The following is a 20,555-nucleotide window of genomic DNA, read 5'->3' on the forward strand; positions in this document are numbered from 1 at the left end:
TCAGCAATATGATAATGCGCCGCCAATTCTAGCTGAGTGTTGTAGTTTCTTAAGTAATTGAGCATTAACAACAATTGATCCTCAAGCGCTAATGTATGAGGACGCCCTGATTTCTTTTTAAGTGATTCTGCTTTTGCTAAAACCTCGACCATTTCAGTAAAAACTTGCCGAGGTACGCCAACCAAGCGTTTGAATTCAGAATCTGAAAAATGGTTTAATTTCTGATATCTCATGACATTTATATGGGGATAGTTTTTACTTTCGCAAGAGGTCTATTCATTGTTGCTTTTTTATCGGAATATCAGCGTATGATCGCTTAGATCTATGGATGAGTTACTGACCAGTTATCGACAAATTCACAGATTCATGGCTTAATCGGATTGGTCGCAAATTCAACAAAGAAGCTGATGTACGCTAGATATCGATTGAAATCGGCACTTTAGTCTAATGTTGATTTTAAGAAAAACTATATAGTGTAAATAAGGATTCGAATTGTTGATTTAAATCATATTTCCAGAGCTTTTTAGTCGCTCAAACATATTATGTGTTGATTTTAAAATGCTCGCTATTTAGGAATGTGATATTACTATTCAGCTCAGTATAAATGGGTATACTAAGAATCTCTTGTATAAAAAGTAGCAATATCAGGAAAGACAATGACTGCACGTATTCAAAAAGGCAAGTTAGCGATTGCTAAAGAACTCTACGATTTTATCGAAAATGAAGCTTTACCAGGTTCAGGTTTAAACAGTGAAACATTCTGGAAAAGCTTTGAACAAGTTGTTGTTGATCTTAGTCCAAAAAATAAAGCATTACTTGCTAAGCGTGATGACCTTCAAGCCAAAATTGATGAATGGCATCGCAATAATAAATTTGAATTAGGTGCTTACAAAGCGTTCCTAACTGAAATTGGCTACTTGCTACCAGAAGTAGAAGATTTTCAAATTACCACTGAAAATGTAGATGAAGAAATTGCATTATTGGCAGGTCCACAATTGGTGGTACCTGTACGTAATGCACGTTACTGCTTAAACGCAGCTAACGCACGTTGGGGTTCTTTATATGACGCGCTTTACGGCTTTGATGTGATCCCAGAAGAGGGTGGCGCAGAAAAAGGTAAAGGTTATAACCCTGTACGTGGTGCTAAAGTTATCGAGTTTGCTAAAAACTTCTTAAATGAAAACTTTGCGCTTGCAAATGGTTCGCATGCTGATGCAACGAAGTATGCAGTCCAAAACAACCAATTGGTTGTAACCTTAAAAGATGGTTCACAAACTACACTTGCGCATGAAGCACAATTTGTTGGTTATAACGGCGAAGAAGTTGCGCCTAACGAAATCGTTCTTTTAAACAACGGTTTGCACGTCATTATTGCTGTTGATGCAACAAGCCCAATTGGTCAAACTGATGCGGCTGGCGTTAAAGATCTAATCTTAGAATCTGCTGTAACCACCATTCAGGATTTGGAAGATTCTGTTGCGGCTGTTGATGCTGAAGAAAAAGTTGAAGGCTACCGTAACTGGTTAGGCTTAATGCGTGGCGATTTAACAGAATCTATCGAGAAAAACGGTAAAATGGTTACTCGTGCATTAAACCCAGACCGTACATGCAAGAACTTAATCGGTGGTGAAACTAAACTGCACGGTCGTTCATTGATGCTACTGCGTAACGTAGGTCACTTAATGACAAACCCAGCGATTCTTGTAGATGGCGCTGAGATCTACGAAGGTATTATGGATGCGTTAATCACGCCATTATTGTCTTTTGCAGATATCAAAGGTGAAAACGAAATCAAGAACTCGCGTAAAGGTTCTATGTACATCGTTAAACCAAAAATGCATGGCCCAGAAGAAGTTGCATTTGCAGTTGAACTATTTGAACGCGCTGAGCAAGCACTAGGTTTACCTGCGAAGACATTGAAAATTGGTATTATGGATGAAGAACGTCGTACATCTGTAAACCTGAAGAACTGTATTGCACAAGCGAAAGACCGTACCATCTTTATTAATACAGGTTTCATGGATCGTACAGGTGATGAAATCCATACATTTATGGAAGCAGGTCCATTCGTTCGTAAAGGCGAAGTGAAAGCGCAAACATGGTTCCCAGCGTATGAGAACCGTAACGTGATGATCGGTTTACAAACGGGTTTATGTGGTAAAGCGCAAATTGGTAAAGGCATGTGGCCAAAACCAGATATGTTGCTTGACATGTACAAATCTAAAACTGAGCATCCTGAAGCAGGTGCAAGTTGTGCATGGGTTCCATCACCAACAGGTGCAACCATCCACGCAATGCATTACCACCAAATCAGTGTAGCGCAACGTCAAAAAGAGTTAAAAGAAACTGAAGCATTGTCTTTAGATGATCTTTTAACGCCTCCTTTAGCGACAGACACCAACTGGACTGAAGAAGAAAAAATCAAAGAACTTGAAAATAACTGTCAAGGGATCTTGGGTTATGTGGTTCGTTGGGTCGATCTAGGTGTAGGTTGTTCTAAAGTACCAGACATCAATGATGTTGGATTAATGGAGGATCGTGCAACTTTACGTATTTCCTCTCAACACGTTGCAAACTGGTTGCGTCATGGTGTTGTGACTAAAGCGCAAGTTGAAGAAGTACTTAAACGTATGGCTGTCATTGTAGATCAGCAAAATGCCAATGATCCGCTTTATACGCCAATGGCACCTAACTTTGATGGTTATGCATTCCAAGCGGCATCTGATTTAATCTTTAAAGGTGGAGAGCAACCTGCAGGTTATACAGAGCCATTGCTACATGCTGCACGTTTAAAGCTAAAAGGTTATACAGGTGATTAATCCTGTCTAGTAAAAAAAGCCTCTTCGGAGGCTTTTTTATTGAAAGTTTCTAAAGATTAAAATTGTTTCATTTTTGATAGATTGTTTGGCTTTAAATTTGAGTTAACATTCACTTAAGCTAAATGAATTAAGAGTTGAGCCTTCACATGTGCGCAAACTTCAAGCCGATCACACTCCAACAAATACCAGAACTACAATTACCTGAAATAAATTTTAATTATGAACTTGAAATATATCCAAATTACGAGACTCCATTACTGTTTAAATCCGAACAAGGCTTGGAATGGCGGTTGGTTAATTTTGGATTAATTCCTAAATGGGCAAGTGAAAAAACTGATATCAAGTTTACTTACAATGCCAGAAATGAAACCTTAGCAGAGAAAAGTAGTTTTCAAGGGTCATTTCTCAAGCATAAGTTCGGGGTGATACCCATTACAGAATTCTATGAAATGAAATACGTCAATGGGCGTGCACAACGGTGGGGTGTACGTCGTAAAGATGGAAAAGCTTTTTTTATTGCTGCGTTATATGAGATTGTCAGCATTGGAGATCAGATCATACGTTCAGCAACCATGATTACGATGGATGCGATTGATCATGCGATGATGAAAGAATTTCATGAGCCGGGAGATGTGAAGCGTTCAGTTGTGATTATTCCACACGACAGATTGGAAGAGTGGTTAAGTCTTAAAACGACAGATATTCAAACATTCATCCAAGGATTTCCAGTGGATGAGTTTGAATGTTTTTACTGTCCTAAGCCTTCAAAAACCGTAAGCCCTAATCAATTAGGTTTCTTTTAATCTATGTCAGTTGCTATATATGCTTCGAACTTTTAAATTTATGCGCCACTTATTGTATTGTCATTAATGAGATAAATTTTTAAATATATGCTTCAAACTATCGATCATTTTTTCTATTTGTAATGGTGTTAAGCCATCAAAAGATTGTTCGAGTACCACACTCATCAGATCAGATATTTTGATCGTCATTTCAGTACCTTTTTCGGTGAGTATGACACGTGTAATCCGTGCATCATTTTCACAAGAATAAGTGTCTACAAAGCCTTCGTCTTTTAAGCGATACACAATTTTAGTGGTGGTCGACATTTTAGAAACGATCATTTCTGACAGCTCTGACACACTTGCATTCGGTTTAGTCGAAAGAGCGAGCAGTAATCTGCGTCGAGAATTATCAACACCATACTTTTTAAGAACGTGATCGACGTTAAGGACGTACTGTGAATGAACCTGAGATACCCAATAAAATGGAAAATTCTCCAAATTAAATGAATCGTAAGTCGGTAAAAACTTAGCATATTTTTTTGACATTGTTGTGTCCTTAATATTGTTTTTATTGATAAATCGTTTTATTTGCGTGTAGCTATATTAATAGATAATTCTTACACAAATCAATATATCTTCAATAGCTTATGGGTAAAATAGATAAAATATATATAAAAAGTCGCTAACTATGGATAGTAATTATCAAGTATTCATAAAATTGTAAAGAAAATCATATATGCAATTGAGATTAAAAATATTTTTGTAAATGGCATTCTAAGCGACTAAGGAAGGTATGTGATATCTATATTTTGCTGATGATTAAGCTAGCCTTGAAAGGAGCCGTCAGAACTTGAGATTAACTCTGATTTTATGGCAAATCCAATGCTAATTTAAGTTCTAAACGATTAAGAAATTTTTATTATAATAATTCTTTTATAGATGCAAATTTAAGTTTGAAGGTAGATCTAAATTTTCGACTTAGATCAATCAAATGTAAAAATAATTTTTTTTTTATGATCTGTTGATTACAAATCACAATTCTTATGCATAATAGCAAGATCTATAGTTGAAAAGGTATCTGTTGTGGATCCATCGCCGTGTTGGTTAAATTTTTTTGCATCATATTTGAATAATAAGAAGACGGAGATCTGATATGGAGTTTCTATTAGATCCGGGTATTTGGGTTGGATTAATTACTTTAATTATCCTAGAGATTGTTCTAGGTATTGATAACCTCGTATTTATCGCAATTCTTTCTGAAAAACTCCCTCCTGAACAACGTGATAAAGCACGTGTCATTGGTTTATCACTCGCATTGTTCATGCGTCTGGGTTTGCTGTTTGCAATCTCATGGTTGGTCACGTTGACCGAACCATTGATTACCGTATTTGATTTAACATTTTCAGGGCGAGATTTGATTCTGTTGTTTGGTGGCTTATTTCTTGTATATAAAGCCGTTACTGAGCTACATGAAATCATGGAAGGTAAGCCTGAGATCAAAGCAACTTCAAATGTCGTATATGCTGGATTTACAGTTGTTGTCGCGCAAATCGTGATTCTTGATGCTGTATTTTCACTAGATTCTGTGATCACTGCAATTGGTATGGTAGATAACATCTACGTGATGATGGTTGCGATGGTGGTTGCAATGGTCGTGATGTTAATCGCATCTAAGCCGTTGACCAAATTTGTAAATCGTCATCCAACGGTTGTGATTTTGTGCCTAAGTTTCTTATTATTAATTGGTGTAAGTTTAATCGCAGAAGGGTTTGGTTTTCATATCCCTAAAGCGTATATCTATTCAGGTATTGGTGTTGCGATTGTTATTGAAGCATTTAACCAATTCTCTAGTCGTAATCAAGAGAAGAACGAAGCAAAAATCCCACTTCGTCATCGCACTGCGGATTCAATTTTAAAGTTGATGGGCAGCAAGCTTGATGCAAGCGTAGGTGATGACAATGCTGATGATTCAAATGCAGCATTTGGTGATGAAGAACGATATATGGTGGGTGGGGTACTCTCACTTGCTGAGCGTCCAGTTGCTTCGATTATGACACCTCGAAATCAAATTTCTTGGGTCAATATTGAAGATGATGTTGAAGCCATTCGTGAGCAAGTACTTTCGGTACCACACAGCTTGTTTCCAGTATGTCGTGGTCAACTGGATAAAGTGATTACGATTGTACGTGCGAAAGAATTGATTGATGCTTTAGATGATCCAGAGCAGTTAAAACAATTACTTAAACGAGTTCGTCCTATCTTCATTTATGAAAAAATGAAGGTGATTGATGCCATTAATACATTACGTACCTCTAAGGGTTCTTTGGTTCTCGCGACCAATGAGTATGGCAACATACAAGGTTTAATTTCTCCGCTAGATGTTTTCGAAGCAATCGCGGGTGAATTCCCAGATGCGGATGAACAACTTGATTTGGTGAAGTTGGATGAGACGACTTGGAAAGCTTCAGGTATGTTGGACTTGTATCAATTAGAATTGGCGCTTGATATTCTAGACTTAGATCTGGTTCAAGAAGATTCTGGTTATTTCAGCGTTGCTGGCCTTATCTTAGATAAAACCAATGGTGATGTAAAAGTGGGTACGATCATTGATCATGAATCAGTGAAATTTGAAATTCTTGAAATGGATGAAACACGAATTAAGACAGTGAAAATTACAACTCTGGCTTAATAGTCCTTTGATTATGAAGATTTCGCAATAAAAGAAGCCTCACACATGTGAGGCTTCTTTTATTGGTCAAATTGTTTAAGTTGACTTTTTCAGATGAGTTATATTTAAAGAATTCATGCAACTCGAATATTTTCTAAAATTGTTGGCCAAATATTCTGATGAGATCTTTTAAACATCTGCATATGCCCAATTGAATGCTGATTAAATGATTTTGGTTCAATTTCAATCATTTGAGTCTCTGCATTGGGGTAAAGTCTTAATAAATCTTTTACATTTGCTTTCGTGGCAATTTCATCATCGGTTGCCCATAAAGCTGTAATCGGCGTCCGTACTTGATCATGGTAATCTTCAAAAATGGTTTTACCAATTGCATTGATCACATAGCCGGGCTGACTGCAAAATTCTGCCCACTGTTTAGCAACATCTTTAGGTAGGTTTTCACCCATACCAATCTTTTGAGTTGGACCGTAGCCGATGGTTATTCGCGCGATTGGGAAAACCACCTTAAACATTAAAGGGGCAAGTAGTTTGGTGCGACCTGTTAAGTTTTTAACATGACCTGTAGAGCCTGCAATCGCAACTAATTTTTCAACTTTACAATGATTTGGAGCGATACCTAAAAGTTGACCACCTGCACTATGTCCAATCATTAGAATATGGTTTACACCTGTTTTTTCACATAACGCATCGATCATGGCGGGTAGATCAAGTTGTCCCCAATCTTGAATACTGGCTTTTGAGTCTTTTAATTTTCCATATAAGGACTCACCAATCCCTCTAAAGTCAAAACTCATGACAGGGTGACCTTGTTCAGCTAACCAGATTGCAAAGGCATTGTAAAAATTCATAGTAATGCCAGTGGCAGGGCTGATGAGGATCGGTTTTAATTTTATATCTGCTTGAACAGGGTAGAACCGTGCAGCCAGGAGATAATGATCTGCACAGGGTACATGTAATTTTTCATAGGGTGTGGTGGTCATGCGCTAGTATAAATTGTGATAATTAAATTTAATTTATACCGTTTTACTGCGTTTAAAGAGATGAATAACTGACTTAAAAGTCATCTGATCTTCGTTTTAATCCTGTTTTAAGGTTTCGGGAATAAAAATAAATCGAGGAATGAAGTATGTTCAATCCAGAACCATTGGAATGGTCAGTCAAAATTTCGATTATATTCAGTGGTGTTTTTCTTTGGGTAGGCATGGTAACAGGTGTATGGAAATATGTACAAATCTTAAATTCAGATGTTGATAGAGCGCATTATTATGTAGATATTGCGCATAGAAGTAGCCTGTTATATGCACCAGCGAATTTGATTATTGGTGTCATGGCTCATTACTCGAGCTGGAGTGAATGTGTAAATTTGATCTGTGTATTGACCAATTTATTGTTTTTTAGTTTTGCGATTATCAGCTATGCCATGCATGGCTTACTTAAGGACACAACGAATCAATTCAAACAACCACATCAATTGGGAAAATTTACGCTTCAAGCATGGTAAATGTGCAGTGCAATGATTGCTTTAATATTGGGAGAAGGTGGTAACGACGACTACTCTGATTATTGGTGTCATACGAAATTTTGTTTAAGAAGTTTTTTTGATTTGTAGCTTAGAATGCACTTAAAAATTGTGAGAAATCCATCATACTTAATTCGGGATGAGTGTAAAAAGATTAGAATGAAGAGTTCACTGAGGCTATTTTTGCTATGGTTTTTATTATATTGAGATCATTCAATGTCTGATTGAAGATGGATGACGAGGTCATCCACCTGTCAATCAGTTGTATTATTTTGTTCGTTTACTGAGACAGTACGGAATTTTAAATCAATAAAAGCCCAAGTATAGAATGCAAGGGATACAACCAATGCATAAGCGAAAAATTCAGGTTTTAAGTTGCCTTGGATCGTACCTTGAAGCAATAAAGTCAGCATTAAAGCTATTGTGGTACTTAGAAAAACTACAGCATTATTATTTGCCTTCAGGGTGTTAATGAAGACTTGCTTATTGAAATGTAATGATAACATCTCCATCCCTCCTGTTGAAATGAAGACCAATTCAAATGAAATTAGTCGGATTTGTATTTATAGTTTTAACTTATATTTTTAGATAAAGCAAGATTTAACTCATTATTATGAAATATAAATGTGACAGTAATATGACACAATTGATAAAATTCTTATTTATTTTATAAAAATACGAAGACCAAAAATTTCGGATTAAATTTAATATAGTGTGGATTAAATCACATGATAAGGACTAACTATCAGAATTAAATAGTAAAATACAATGTTTATGAAGAGTAATTTGTGAATGAGTTTATGAAGAATCGTAAATAGTTATGGGTCATCTTTAGTGAGTACTTGTAACAAAAGACTTACAAGGATGAAATAAATTTTGTCATCATATTTTTAAGAAAATTTAATTTTTATTATTAATCGTTCATCTGGAAAAATTAAATCTAAAGTGTAATCAATAAAAGTCCGTGGGATAAACGAGACGATTATTGCTCACCAGCAGCTCAAGGTTTGGGTAAAACCATGAAGCGCCATTCAATTTAATCTGTTATTTCTTCAACTTGTCGATAGCAATGCAAAGAACTAAAACGATCAATGATGGAATAAGCCATGCGAGGTTTTGTGCACTGAGTGGTAGATGCGTAATCCATTGAGGTAGCGCATTTTCAAATCCTGCCACTTTTAAACCATCAATGATTCCGAACGCAAAAGCGACCGCCGTCACGGGTGCAATTACTCGAGAAGGTTGATTGAAAAAGTTCCAGCAGAAACCAAGTAAAATCACAGTAATTGCAGGTGGGTAAATTGCACTTAATACCGGAACTGAGAATGCAATTAATTTAGTCAAACCTAAGTTTGAAATAACAAATGCAAAACCAACGAGAATTAAAACCCATTTTTGATAACTGAGTTTTGTGATTTGCGAGAAATACTCAGCACATGCACAGGTCAGTCCAATTGCAGTTACCATACACGCAATAAAAATCATTGCACCGAGGAATAATGAACCGTAATCACCAAAGGCATGTTGCACATAAGCATGCAGAATGATTGCACCATTTGCAGCATTCGGCGCTGTATCATGACTTCCTAAGCCTAATTTAAATAGACTGAGATAGACAAGGGTTAAACCGATCCCTGAAATTAAACCTGCATAAACTGCATATTTAGTAATCAAGGCTTTATCGGTGACACCGCGTGAACGAATGGCATTAATAATCACAATACCAAATACCAATGCTCCTAACGTGTCCATGGTCAGATAACCATTCACAAAACCTTCGGAGATTGGACTGGCTACATAGTTATCGATAGGGGCTGGAATCATTCCTGTAGGAATTAAAAATGCAGAACCACCAAGAATAATTAAAGCTAAGATTTTTAAAGGGGACAGGACATAGCCGACAGTGTCTAAAATCTTATTTGGATAGAGCGATACAAGCGTAACGAATGCAAAATAAATCGCACTATAGATCAATAAACTTGAAGCGGACGTTCCAAAGTATGAAGAGAAACCAATTTCATAAGACACGGTTGCAGTACGTGGAGTCGCAAATAATGGACCGACAGCAAGGTAGCATGAAATGGTTAAGATTAAACTTGCAACTTTTCCAAGCGGAGAACTCAACGCTTGAATCGAGCCTTCAACACGTGACAAAGCAATAATGGTCATCACAGGTAAGCCCACAGCAGTGATTAAGAAACCAAATGCTGCAAGCCAAACATGTTCACCTGCTTGTTGAGCCACAATAGGAGGGAAAATAATATTGCCCGCACCAATAAAAAGCGCAAAGGTCATAAAACCTAAAGCAATAATATCCCGAGTACTTAAATTCGTCATAATGGGAGGTGGTTTGAACAAAAGGAAGCGATTTTAGAGCAAAAGAATTTTTTTTGTAGGGTGTATTTTAGAAGCTTCAGTTCGTTAAATGGTATGTCATGTAAGGGCTTTGGTCTAAACTTAATAATTAATAAAATTAATTGATTGATAATATACAAATTATTTATCAATAAGTTAAATGAAAAATAGAAACAATATTGAATTATGGATTTTAGAATATTTGTGAATATTTTTTGTTTGGTTGAAGTTTGTTCAATGAGAGGCTTGATTGGTTTTTTTTAGAAATATAACAATCTGTGAAATTTAAGTAAAAGGCATATACTATGGCCAACGTTCTTAGAGGTGACTCACATGAAAGCATCAAAAATCACAATCAAAACTCAGGAAGATATTTCCAAACTGCGTATTTCAGGGCGTTTGGCTGCAGAAGTTTTGGCGATGATTGGTGAGTATGTGAAGCCTGGTGTAACGACTGAATATCTCGATGATATTTGTAATGAATACATCGTTAAAACCTTAAAGGTCATTCCTGCAAATATCGGTTATTACGGTTATACCAAAACGACGTGTATTTCACCCAATGAAGTCGTATGTCATGGTATTCCATCCGCTAAAACGATATTAGAAGATGGTGACATTATTAATATCGATGTGGCAATTATCAAAGATGGTTACTACGGTGATACCAGTCGTATGTACTATGTCGGTGGTATCAAGCCTGAAGCAAAAAAATTAGTGGATACAACGTATGAGGCGATGGTTGCGGGTATCCATGCGGTTAAACCAGGGGCGACTCTAGGGGATATTGGTTTCGCTATTCAATCTGTAGCTCAGCGTGAGGGCTATAGCATTGTCCGTGAATATTGTGGACATGGGATTGGTAAGGTTTATCATGAACAACCCAATGTGATGCACTATGGTCAGGCAGGTCAGGGTATCGTGCTGAAAACGGGCATGGTATTCACCATCGAGCCAATGATCAATGCAGGTAAGGCCAAGGTCAAAGAGCTGAAAGATGGTTGGACAGTCGTGACTGCTGACAAGTCGCTTTCGGCGCAGTGGGAACATATGGTTGTTGTTACCGATGACGGTTTTGAATTGCTGACACCTTGGCCAGAAGGTACAGGATCATATCCTGCTATCTAGACATTTCTGATTTTTGAAAATGCTGTGACTGACCAAAAAGCTTATAAAAACTAATAAGCTTTTTTTAACTCTAAAACTTATGTTTCTTAGGATTTGTTTCATAGGATTATAGGAATAATGACTCTAAATCAGCACTAATAATGAATGGTCTAAATCTTGAGTTTAAAGATTCGATAAACCACATAACCAAAGAGTAAGCCCCAAAAAGCAGATCCAATTCCAAAAAACTGTACGCCTGATGCTGAAAATAAGAAGGTCATCAATGCTGCTTCACGTTCATCAATTTGCTGAAAAGCAATACTGATGTTATGTCCGATCGTTGCAAAAAGTGCTATGCCTGCTAAAGCGACAATGAAGACAGATGGAAATGAAATCAGCAGCGTTGTTAAAGTAGACGCAAATAATCCCATAATAATGTAGAAAAATCCGCAGCTAACTCCAGCAATATATCTTTTTTGAGGGTCAGGATGGGCTTGTTCATCAAGACTGACCGCAGCACTGATGGCTGCAATATTCGATGAAAATGCTCCAAAAGGAGCAAATAGAGTTTGAGCAAGGCCTGTCCATCCTACAAGTTGGCGAACATGGGGTTGGTAGCCATAACTTTTGATCATTGCGATACCAGGCAAGTATTGCGAAGCCATGTTAATAATAAACAAGGGAATAGCTAATCCAAGCAAGCTTTGTAGGGTAAAGTTTGGGTTGATCCAAATGGGTTGAGTGAGTGAGAAATCTAAATCTGGAATTTGAAATTGCATAAACCAAGGGCAAATTGCAAAACCGATGATTACTGTAATGACAATGCAATAACGTGGTAATGCTTTTTTCAATACAACATAAGATGCTAATAAAATTAAAATAAACCCCCAATGGGTTTGTAATGTTCCGAATACTTCGATTCCAAATTTGAGTAAAACCCCTGCTAGCATTGCACTGGTTAAGCTCTTTGGTATGACGTTGAGAATGCGCTCAAACGCGCCAAGGAATCCAAGAATAGCAGTGATGATGCCGCTAATGATAAATGCAGCGATTGCCTCATTCAGCGAATAACCACTTCCTGTTGCAATAATGAGTGCCAGTCCAGCAGTTGACCAAGAAGTTGCAACTGGATACTTAAATTTCCAAGAGAGAATTAATCCCGACAAGCCGATACTTAAACCCAATGCCCAAAACCATGAGCTGATTTGGGCTGTGTTTGCTCCCAACATTTGAGCGGCTTGAATGACCAATACAGAAGAAACACTGATGCCAATGAGAAAAGTAATAAATCCCGCAAAGACAGCGGTAATAGAAAAGTCTTGAATTAGTTTGGATAAAGATTGCAATAAAGATTGTGATAAAGAGCTTGGCATAATAATTCAGCGTATTTTTAATTCGATCTGATGTGCATCATCATACGGTTATTCGATGGTGACGTGAAGGTGAATCCTTACAAAGCTAATGATCCATCAAAGCTAATCTGATTTAGTCCTATTCAATCTACTCAAGATGAATAGAAACATTAGGATTTTAGAGGGTTGAGAATGCAAGTTTAATTCCGAATCCACAGAACAGTAGTCCAATAGATGCCACCGCTAAAGCAGAGAGTTTATAGCGACTATTGAAGTAAGAAGCGATCCTGACTCCTGAGAAAATTAATAGGCTCAAATACGCCATACTCATGATTTGTAGAATAGTTGCGAGCACCGTAAAACTTAATGCTGGGTAAGCATAGTTTGGATCGACAAACTGAATAAAAAACGATAAATAAAACATAATCGCTTTTGGATTCAGCACGCTAATGGTGAGTGCAGTTCGAAAAGGGTGAAATTTTTCTGGTTTTGAGTTTGAGCTAAAATCAAGAGATTGAGCTTTTCGAGTCCATGTATGAAAAGCAGCGATAAAGAGCCTTATGCCTAAGTAAGATAAATAAATTGCCCCAATGGCTTTCAGTAAAATAAACAGCCAAGGAAAAGTATGAAGCAAGGTTGCTGCACCTAAAACCGTAGCCAAAATCAGAATGCAGTCGCCAAAAAAGACCCCAAGCGCTCCGATATACCCTGTTCGAATGCCATAACGGGTTGCTATAGACATCACATATAGCGAGTTTGGTCCTGGTAGTACGATGATCAATACTGTGCCAATGATAAATGTAACAATATCAGTAATACCAAACACTCGACGTCTCGCTTCTAGATTACAATTTGAAAATGAAAAATCGAGTCAGATGACTCGATTCGATAGATTTTGTGAGGATAAGCTATAGCGTCGTTTATGCCTCGATTTCAGCATCAAAACCAAACGATTGACGCAATAAAACATTGAGTTGTTGGCGTGCCTTGATAAAGCCATCAATACCACTTTGCAATAATTGGCTCGCCATCAAATCTTTTTCAATTTCTGTTTTGAAATGATCTTTATCTAAAACTGTATCTTCAATGATTGGTTGTTCAAGTGCTTCGGCAGTAGAAAGTTGCGCTTTCACCTCACGATCATCTTGTGATAAATCAGATAATAGATTTGGGGAAACGGTCAGTAAATCACATCCAGCCAATCCAAGTACTTGATCGACGCTACGGAAACTTGCACCCATAATCTCTGTTTTAATCTGATGTTGTTTAAAGAAGGTATAAATTTGCTTAACAGATAAAACCCCTGGATCTTTTTCGATAGGGTATTGGTCTACTCCTTCAGCTTTTTTATACCAATCTAAAATACGTCCCACAAATGGAGAAATTAAAGTGACTTTGGCATCAGCACATGCTTTAGCTTGATGTAAGCCAAATAACAGGGTGAGGTTACAATGTATCCCTTCAGCTTCCAGTGCTTTCGCGGCTTGAATGCCTTCCCATGTCGAAGCAATCTTAATTAAAATTCTATTTTGATCAATACCGTAATCTTTATAGAGTGCCAGAAGCTCTTTGGCTTTCTCGATGGTTGCTTCTGTGTCATAAGACAATGCTGCATCGACTTCAGTAGAAACACGACCATCAATTAATTTTAAAATTTCAACGCCTAATTTAACCGTCAAAATATCAATCGTGCGTTCGATGAGTAAATCAGCAGTAAAACCTTCTGCTTTGGCTTGTGCATAAGCATCTTCAATGAGAATCTTATTTTCAGGAAGAGTCGCTGCAGCCGTAATCAAAGATGGATTTGTCGTTGCGTCTAAAGGACGGAATTTTTCAATTGCCGTTAAATCACCTGTATCTGCAACGATGGTGGTGATTGCTTTTAATTGGTCTAACGCTGTATGTTTCATTGCAATTTAATTCTTAGTTAAAAATACTTGTTACTGCTTTTATATCACATGCTGATTTGTTGTCAGCTTCAAATTAACTTAAAAATACGATTATTTAGCTGAAATACGCAGATTTCTGAGGTGATTAATCAAAAAACGAGCAGCAGCCCCTTGCGTACTTTGACGATTCCATACTAAATCCACGTAATATTCGAATTCAGGCGTGAAATCTGACAATTGCATAATTTTAAGTTTTGATCTCAGTAAAGGATTTTCAACCAGCATTTGATAGGGCAAAACCCCCCAACCTAAATTGTCAGAAATCAGCATCGCAGCTGAATGGTGATTATCCGTCCGCCAATATTGATTTGAGTAAAGCAGCTCAGGTTTAATGTTCTTATCACGGCTTGCGACCACGATTTGACGATTTTTAAGCAGTTCTTCAAATCGAATGTGCTCAAATTGAGCTAGAGGGTGATTGGTGGATACAACAGGAACAAGTTTTTCTCTTTTCACCTCTACAAATTGTTCGCCATGCTCTAAATGCTCTCTTTCGAAAATTAAAGCCAGTTGAGCACTTTGGTTAAACAGCATTTTTAAAGCGTCTTCTTGCGGTGCAGTAATAATATTGACTTGTAAACTCGGAAATTGTTTCTCGAGCAATGCGATATATTCAGTCCATTGTGTATGTAGCAGCTCCGATACTACGACAATATTTAAAGATGATTCTAATCCATTACTTAAAGCATGCACATGTTGCTTCCATTGACTCATTTCGATCAATAATTGTTGAGTTTTCTCATACAAGACCAATGCCTGTGCAGTTGGCTTAGGTTCACGTCCAATGCGTTCAAAAAGTTGAATATTGAGATCAATTTCTAAGTTTGCAATAGACATGCTGACAGCTGAAGGCACTTTACCTAGGGCACGAGCTGCTGCAGAGAATGATCCTAATTCGATGACAGTTTTAAAAATCGTGAGTTGTTCTTGGTTAATATTCATTATTTATGCTTCCAAAATGCAAATCAATCTATCAATAATATTGAAAGATTCTAACTCGAATCATCTAAATTTATAAAATAATATCGCCAGCAATATATTTATTCTTATAAAGAGAGATTGAAAATGTTTTTTTCCAACAGAAGGATTGTTCATGCCTTGAGCTATGAAATCATCCTGTTAGTGATCATTGCGCTTGCCTTGAGTTATATTTTTGAAATGCCATTAGAGGCTACTGGGGTTCTCGGTATTGTTATGGCGGTGACGTCCGTGATTTGGAATATGGTGTTTAACCATTATTTTGAGAAATTCGAAGCAAAACATCAACTCAAAAGAACTGTAAAAATACGTGTCCTGCATGCGATTGGTTTTGAAGGTGGTTTAATGCTTGCGACAATTCCAATGTTAGCTTATGCAATGGAAATGAATTTATGGGAAGCTATTGTTCTAGATTTCAGTTTGACCCTGTGTATATTGGTGTATACCTTTATCTTTCAATGGTGTTATGACTCGATCGAAGCCAAAATGGGTTATGTTGTTATTCAATAATGAAATAAAACCTCATCGTTGAACTTTCAGTAAGAAGTCATGATTAATCCCTCTAAATATAAGCTATCAATCACCATTAAATACCCTAAAAAGAAAACAAAGAAGCACCTCAATCGAGGTGCTTTTTGACTGAACTACTACGCGGTTATTTTTCAATAATGGCAGTTACACCTTGCCCACCAGCAGCACAGATCGAAACGAGAACACGACCTGAACCTTTTTGGTGAATCAATTTTGCAGCTGTGGCAATGATACGACCGCCAGTTGCAGCAAATGGATGACCAGCAGCAAGTGATGAGCCTTTTACATTTAATTTAGAGCGATCGATAGAACCTAATGGTGCATCTAAGCCTAAACGCTCTTTACAGAATTTTGGATCTTCCCACGCTTTAAGCGTTGAAAGCACTTGAGATGCAAATGCTTCATGAATTTCATAATAATCAAAATTTTGTAATTTGAGACCAGCACGATCCAACATACGTGGAACAGCATAAGCAGGCGCCATTAACAAACCTTCTTTTTTCTCTACAAAATCAACCGCAGCAGTTTCAGAGAAAGAAAGATACGCTAAAATTTCATGACCATTGGCTTTTGCCCATTCTTCAGAAGCTAAAAGTACACATGAAGCACCATCAGTCAATGGCGTTGAATTACCCGCAGTCATTGTACGCGCATCACCTTTACCAAAAGCAGGTTTAAGTTTTGCAAGTTTTTCTACAGATGAATCAGGTCGTAAATTATTATCACGCTCAAGACCGAAGAATGGTGTAATTAAATCATCGAAGAAACCTTCTTCGTATGCTTTGCCCATTTTTTGATGTGAAGAAGCGGCAAGTTCATCCTGAGCTTCACGCGAAATACCCCATTCAAGCGTCGTGATTGCTTGATGATCACCCATCGATAAACCTGTACGTGGCTCACCATTTTTAGGTGCATCGAGTAAATCTTTAACATTGATTTTAGTCAGGGCTTTTAAGCGATCCTTAGCTGTTTTGGCAATATTCAGTTCTAGTAGAGCTTTACGAAGACCATCACCAAAAGCAATGGGCGCATCAGATGTGGTATCTACACCACCAGCAACACCGACTTCAATTTGACCAAGGGCAATTTTGTTCGCCACTAAAAATGCAGCTTGTAAACCTGTACCACATGCTTGCTGAATGTCATAAGCTGGAGTTTCAGGTGCCAGTTCTGTATTTAAAACACATTCACGCGTCATGTTGAAATCACGGCTATGTTTAAGTACAGCACCTGCAACCACTTCGCCTAAACGCTGACCTTTTAAGTTGAAACGCTCAACTAACCCATTTAATGCTGCAGTAAACATATCCATGTTGGTTGCTGTGAAGTAAGCACCGTTTGAGCGAGCGAAGGGAATACGATTTCCCCCAATAATTGCAACACGGCGTACAGTATTTTGACTCATAGTTTTATCCTGTTGAGCAGAAGATTTAATTTTGATTGTTGCTTTAGACGTTGATGTTTTTGTATTAGCAGGGCTACTTTTGCGTGGCTTAGTTGTAGAACGCATAGCTGAAGCTTTTGAAGTATTTGTGTTAGTCGAAGCTGTCTGTGTACTTGAACTTGCTTTAGAGCGAGTTTTTGATGTATTTGACACTGTTTCTTTGGCAGAATTTTCGACTGTTGGATTTTCTTGAGTTGTTTTGCTCATAAGGCTTTTCCAAGCATATTTACGATATTCTAGGACTGTAGATTAGCATATCTGAAATGTAGTCGAATTGACTATAATGACATTTAACAAAACGTTCAGGTCAAGACATACATAGATTAACTCAAGTATTATTTATCTGAAACAGATGGATCATTTATATTATAAGTGTTTGAGATTACATAGAAGTTCGAAACGCACTTAGATCCACTATAAATTACTTTGTCGAGAGATCACATTCATGACTGACCAATATCAAGCATTTTCAAAATCTCCAATTGGTAAATTTGTCATTAAAAATTTAGGTTTACCAACCCCACTTGAATTAGATCGTTTTACTTCTCCTACACCTGTGATTCAAGGTGCTGTGCTTTTAGGTGCTGCACCATCGAGCCAACTTTCTGGTGATATTGCTCAAGTTCTTGCGAATATTCATGCCAATACATATGCAGGAAATAATTCAGAATTACAACAAGCGGCAGCTAAGGTGGGTTTAAATGTCGGTGCGTTCAATGAGGGCGATAAAGAATCAAAATTTAAAGCTGTCGTGTTTGATGCTTCAGGGATTCAAAATTCAGAACAATTAAATGAATTACATAAATTCTTTAATCCAATCGCGCGTCAGATTCAAGCTTCAGGTCGTGTCATTGTAGTCGGTTTAACGCCAGAGCAAGCTCCGACAGTTAAACAGGCGATTGCTCAACGTGCGCTTGAAGGTTTTGTAAAGTCTGTGGGTAAGGAATTTAAAAAAGGTATTGCAGCGCAATTGGTGTATGTGGATCAAGATGCAGCTTCAAATGTGGAGTCGACTTTACGTTTCTTATTGTCACCACGTTCTGCCTATGTATCTGGTCAAGTGATTCGTGTGTCTAAGGCAACTGTGCTTGATGTGGATTGGACTAAACCACTTGCAGGTAAGACCGCTGTTGTTACAGGCGCAAGTCGAGGTATTGGTGAGGCGATTGCACATGTCTTGTCTCGTGATGGCGCGCATGTGATTTGTCTCGATGTTCCTCAACAACAAGCAGATTTGGATCGTGTGGCAAGTGAAATTGGTGGTTCAACGCTAGCCATTGATATTACTGCGGCTGATGCAGGTGAGAAGATTAAGACTGCAGCAGATCAGCAAGGTGGACTAGATATTATTGTTCACAATGCAGGAATTACGCGCGACAAAACTTTGGCAAATATGAAGCCTGAGCTTTGGGATTTGGTGATCAATATCAACTTGGCTGCGATTGAACGCGTGAATGATTATTTACTTGAAAATTCAGGCTTAAATGAAAATGGACGCATTGTCTGTGTGTCTTCAATTTCAGGCATTGCCGGTAACTTAGGTCAAACCAACTATGCTGCTTCAAAAGCAGGTGTGATTGGCTTGGTTAAATTCACCGCACCCATCTTGAAAAATGGTGTCACCATCAATGCTGTAGCACCTGGTTTTATTGAAACACAAATGACTGCAGCAATTCCATTTGCTATTCGTGAAGCAGGACGTCGTATGAACTCTATGAGCCAAGGTGGTCAGCCTGTTGATGTGGCTGAGACGATTGCATTATTTGCATCTACAGCTTCTACAGGTTTGAACGGCAATGTGGTACGCGTGTGCGGTCAAAGCCTATTAGGTGCTTAATACTAGTTACTTAATACTAGGTACTTAATATTAGCTCCCCATTCTTCAATTTGATCATGCATACATATGATCGGATGTCACAAGCCTTTCTCAATAGAAGGGCTTGTGTTACATATAAGACAGAAAACTTTAATCCTAAGCGTATTTCAAACCTGAGTTTTGAGTTATTTTTTCAAAATTTTTGTTTTGATACGTAGTTAAAATGTTGATCCTAAGCAAATTGTTAAATTTCATTGTTTGGATGGAAGATAATAATTTGAGTCTATTAAAATATAAAAATTGAAAGGTCTGGTATGAATACTCGTCATTTTAGTCAACTGCCAAAACCGTACTTGGCTTATCCAAAAGTAATTCAAGGCTTAATTTTTAAAAAGCCTAAAGGTGAAAAAGTACTACCGCAGGTTGAGTATGTGGTGGATTCATTTAAAACCGACTCAAAACATTTAAAAGCCTACAATGAAATTTGTGGTTATCAGCAAAATGGCTATGTTCCTGCGACCTATTTGGCAGTTGTGTCGCAAAGCCTACAAATGCATATGATGACCACAGAAGCTTTCCCATTTGCATTGTTGGGTTTGGTTCACATTCGGAATGTGGTCAAACAAACGCGGAAAATTGGCGTGAATGAAACGATGACGCTATCTTGCAAATTTGGTGAGCTCAAAGCACATGATAAAGGACTTCAGTTTGACTTTTTAACCACAGCTAAAATTAATGGTGAAGTGGTGATGGAAGGTCTAACCACTTATCTGGCGCGTCAAAAAACAGAAGGCATCGTACAGCCTAAATTCAAAGAAGAAAGCGTGCCCGATTATCAGTTAAAAGCGGTCTGGGATGTTGCAGAAAATACAGGTCGCCGTTATGCAATGTCATCTGGCGACTTTAACCTGATTCATATTCATGCTGTCACTGCAAAAGCATTTGGCTTTAAGCAGGCGATTGCACATGGTATGTGGAGTAAAGCGCGTGCATTGGCAAGTTTAGAGTTGCCAGATGCCTATGAAGCAGATGTTCATTTTAAACTGCCGATGTTTTTACCATCCAAAGTTGAGTTTTTAACAGCTGAACACAATGGTAATACCCATATTTTAATTCGAAATGAGAAATCACAGAAGCCACATGTGGTTGGTATTTTAAAAACGTTGTAATTGAGAAATGAAGCCTGAACACAAAGTTTGGGCTTTTTTCGA

16 protein-coding genes and 2 pseudogenes are annotated in these 20,555 nt (G+C 37.7%); 8 read left to right on the plus strand and 10 right to left on the minus strand.

Annotated elements, in window-relative coordinates; genetic code table 11:
* Positions 1 to 233, minus strand: a pseudogene (locus AC5YD2_RS13510) (hypothetical protein); the annotation flags it as partial.
* Positions 234 to 656: 423 nt separating this feature from the next.
* Here AC5YD2_RS13510 and AC5YD2_RS13515 point away from each other — a divergent pair.
* Positions 657 to 2,819: a malate synthase G gene (locus tag AC5YD2_RS13515; protein ID WP_496126840.1), complete on the plus strand. Its 2,163-nt coding sequence runs from the start codon at positions 657 to 659 to the stop codon at positions 2,817 to 2,819.
* A 146-nt stretch (positions 2,820 to 2,965) separates the two neighbouring features.
* Positions 2,966 to 3,622 (plus strand): SOS response-associated peptidase, encoded by a 657-nt coding sequence (locus tag AC5YD2_RS13520; RefSeq protein WP_496126841.1) that lies wholly within the window; start codon positions 2,966 to 2,968, stop codon positions 3,620 to 3,622.
* A 63-nt stretch (positions 3,623 to 3,685) separates the two neighbouring features.
* Here AC5YD2_RS13520 and AC5YD2_RS13525 read toward each other — a convergent pair whose 3' ends face one another.
* The gene (locus AC5YD2_RS13525) at positions 3,686 to 4,150 is read right to left on the minus strand and encodes a MarR family winged helix-turn-helix transcriptional regulator (RefSeq protein ID WP_496126842.1); all 465 of its coding nucleotides are present in this window, start codon (positions 4,148 to 4,150) and stop codon (positions 3,686 to 3,688) included.
* Between the two features lie 607 nt (positions 4,151 to 4,757).
* Here AC5YD2_RS13525 and AC5YD2_RS13530 point away from each other — a divergent pair.
* Positions 4,758 to 6,293 carry a TerC family protein gene (locus AC5YD2_RS13530; RefSeq protein ID WP_496126843.1) on the plus strand — a complete coding sequence of 512 codons (1,536 nt, stop codon included), beginning with the start codon at positions 4,758 to 4,760 and terminating at the stop codon, positions 6,291 to 6,293.
* 113 nt (positions 6,294 to 6,406) lie between these two features.
* Here the strand turns inward: AC5YD2_RS13530 and AC5YD2_RS13535 are convergent, their stop codons facing one another.
* Complete coding sequence (locus tag AC5YD2_RS13535) at positions 6,407 to 7,273, minus strand: alpha/beta hydrolase family protein (RefSeq protein ID WP_496126844.1); 867 nt, start codon at positions 7,271 to 7,273, stop codon at positions 6,407 to 6,409.
* Positions 7,274 to 7,419: 146 nt separating this feature from the next.
* Between AC5YD2_RS13535 and AC5YD2_RS13540 the strand changes: the two are divergent.
* Positions 7,420 to 7,882, plus strand: a pseudogene (locus tag AC5YD2_RS13540) (hypothetical protein).
* A 184-nt stretch (positions 7,883 to 8,066) separates the two neighbouring features.
* Here the strand turns inward: AC5YD2_RS13540 and AC5YD2_RS13545 are convergent.
* Entirely contained in the window at positions 8,067 to 8,318 is a 252-nt protein-coding gene (locus AC5YD2_RS13545) for a hypothetical protein (RefSeq protein WP_496126845.1), read from the minus strand.
* Positions 8,319 to 8,856: 538 nt separating this feature from the next.
* Entirely contained in the window at positions 8,857 to 10,149 is a 1,293-nt protein-coding gene (brnQ, locus tag AC5YD2_RS13550) for a branched-chain amino acid transport system II carrier protein (RefSeq protein ID WP_496126846.1), read from the minus strand.
* Positions 10,150 to 10,500: 351 nt separating this feature from the next.
* On the opposite strand from brnQ, the gene map reads away from it, so the two are divergent.
* The gene (gene map, locus AC5YD2_RS13555; RefSeq protein ID WP_496126847.1) at positions 10,501 to 11,295 is read left to right on the plus strand and encodes a type I methionyl aminopeptidase; all 795 of its coding nucleotides are present in this window, start codon (positions 10,501 to 10,503) and stop codon (positions 11,293 to 11,295) included.
* Positions 11,296 to 11,444: 149 nt separating this feature from the next.
* On the opposite strand, the gene AC5YD2_RS13560 is transcribed toward map, so the two are convergent.
* The 4 genes from AC5YD2_RS13560 to aceR form a co-directional block, all read right to left on the minus strand.
* Positions 11,445 to 12,647, minus strand: coding sequence for a benzoate/H(+) symporter BenE family transporter (locus AC5YD2_RS13560; RefSeq protein WP_496126848.1), 1,203 nt, complete (start codon positions 12,645 to 12,647; stop codon positions 11,445 to 11,447).
* A 157-nt stretch (positions 12,648 to 12,804) separates the two neighbouring features.
* A complete protein-coding gene (leuE, locus tag AC5YD2_RS13565) occupies positions 12,805 to 13,452 on the minus strand; it encodes a leucine efflux protein LeuE (RefSeq protein ID WP_496126849.1) in 648 nt (215 codons plus the stop codon).
* Between the two features lie 94 nt (positions 13,453 to 13,546).
* Positions 13,547 to 14,536 carry a transaldolase gene (gene tal / locus AC5YD2_RS13570; RefSeq protein WP_496126850.1) on the minus strand — a complete coding sequence of 330 codons (990 nt, stop codon included), beginning with the start codon at positions 14,534 to 14,536 and terminating at the stop codon, positions 13,547 to 13,549.
* 90 nt (positions 14,537 to 14,626) lie between these two features.
* The gene (aceR, locus tag AC5YD2_RS13575) at positions 14,627 to 15,517 is read right to left on the minus strand and encodes an HTH-type transcriptional regulator AceR (protein ID WP_496126851.1); all 891 of its coding nucleotides are present in this window, start codon (positions 15,515 to 15,517) and stop codon (positions 14,627 to 14,629) included.
* A gap of 123 nt (positions 15,518 to 15,640) precedes the next feature.
* Here aceR and aceI point away from each other — a divergent pair, with 123 nt between their 5' ends.
* A complete protein-coding gene (gene aceI, locus AC5YD2_RS13580) occupies positions 15,641 to 16,063 on the plus strand; it encodes a chlorhexidine efflux PACE transporter AceI (protein ID WP_496126852.1) in 423 nt (140 codons plus the stop codon).
* Between the two features lie 145 nt (positions 16,064 to 16,208).
* On the opposite strand, the gene AC5YD2_RS13585 is transcribed toward aceI, so the two are convergent.
* Positions 16,209 to 17,735 (minus strand): acetyl-CoA C-acetyltransferase, encoded by a 1,527-nt coding sequence (locus AC5YD2_RS13585; protein WP_496126853.1) that lies wholly within the window; start codon positions 17,733 to 17,735, stop codon positions 16,209 to 16,211.
* Between the two features lie 238 nt (positions 17,736 to 17,973).
* On the opposite strand from AC5YD2_RS13585, the gene AC5YD2_RS13590 reads away from it, so the two are divergent.
* Positions 17,974 to 19,365, plus strand: a complete 1,392-nt coding sequence (locus AC5YD2_RS13590; protein WP_496126854.1) for a 3-oxoacyl-ACP reductase — start codon at positions 17,974 to 17,976, stop codon at positions 19,363 to 19,365.
* 293 nt (positions 19,366 to 19,658) lie between these two features.
* Positions 19,659 to 20,513, plus strand: a complete 855-nt coding sequence (locus AC5YD2_RS13595) for a MaoC family dehydratase (protein WP_496126855.1) — start codon at positions 19,659 to 19,661, stop codon at positions 20,511 to 20,513.
* Positions 20,514 to 20,555 lie beyond the last annotated feature (42 nt).

The sequence above is a fragment of the Acinetobacter sp. CY73 genome (assembly GCF_059515865.1).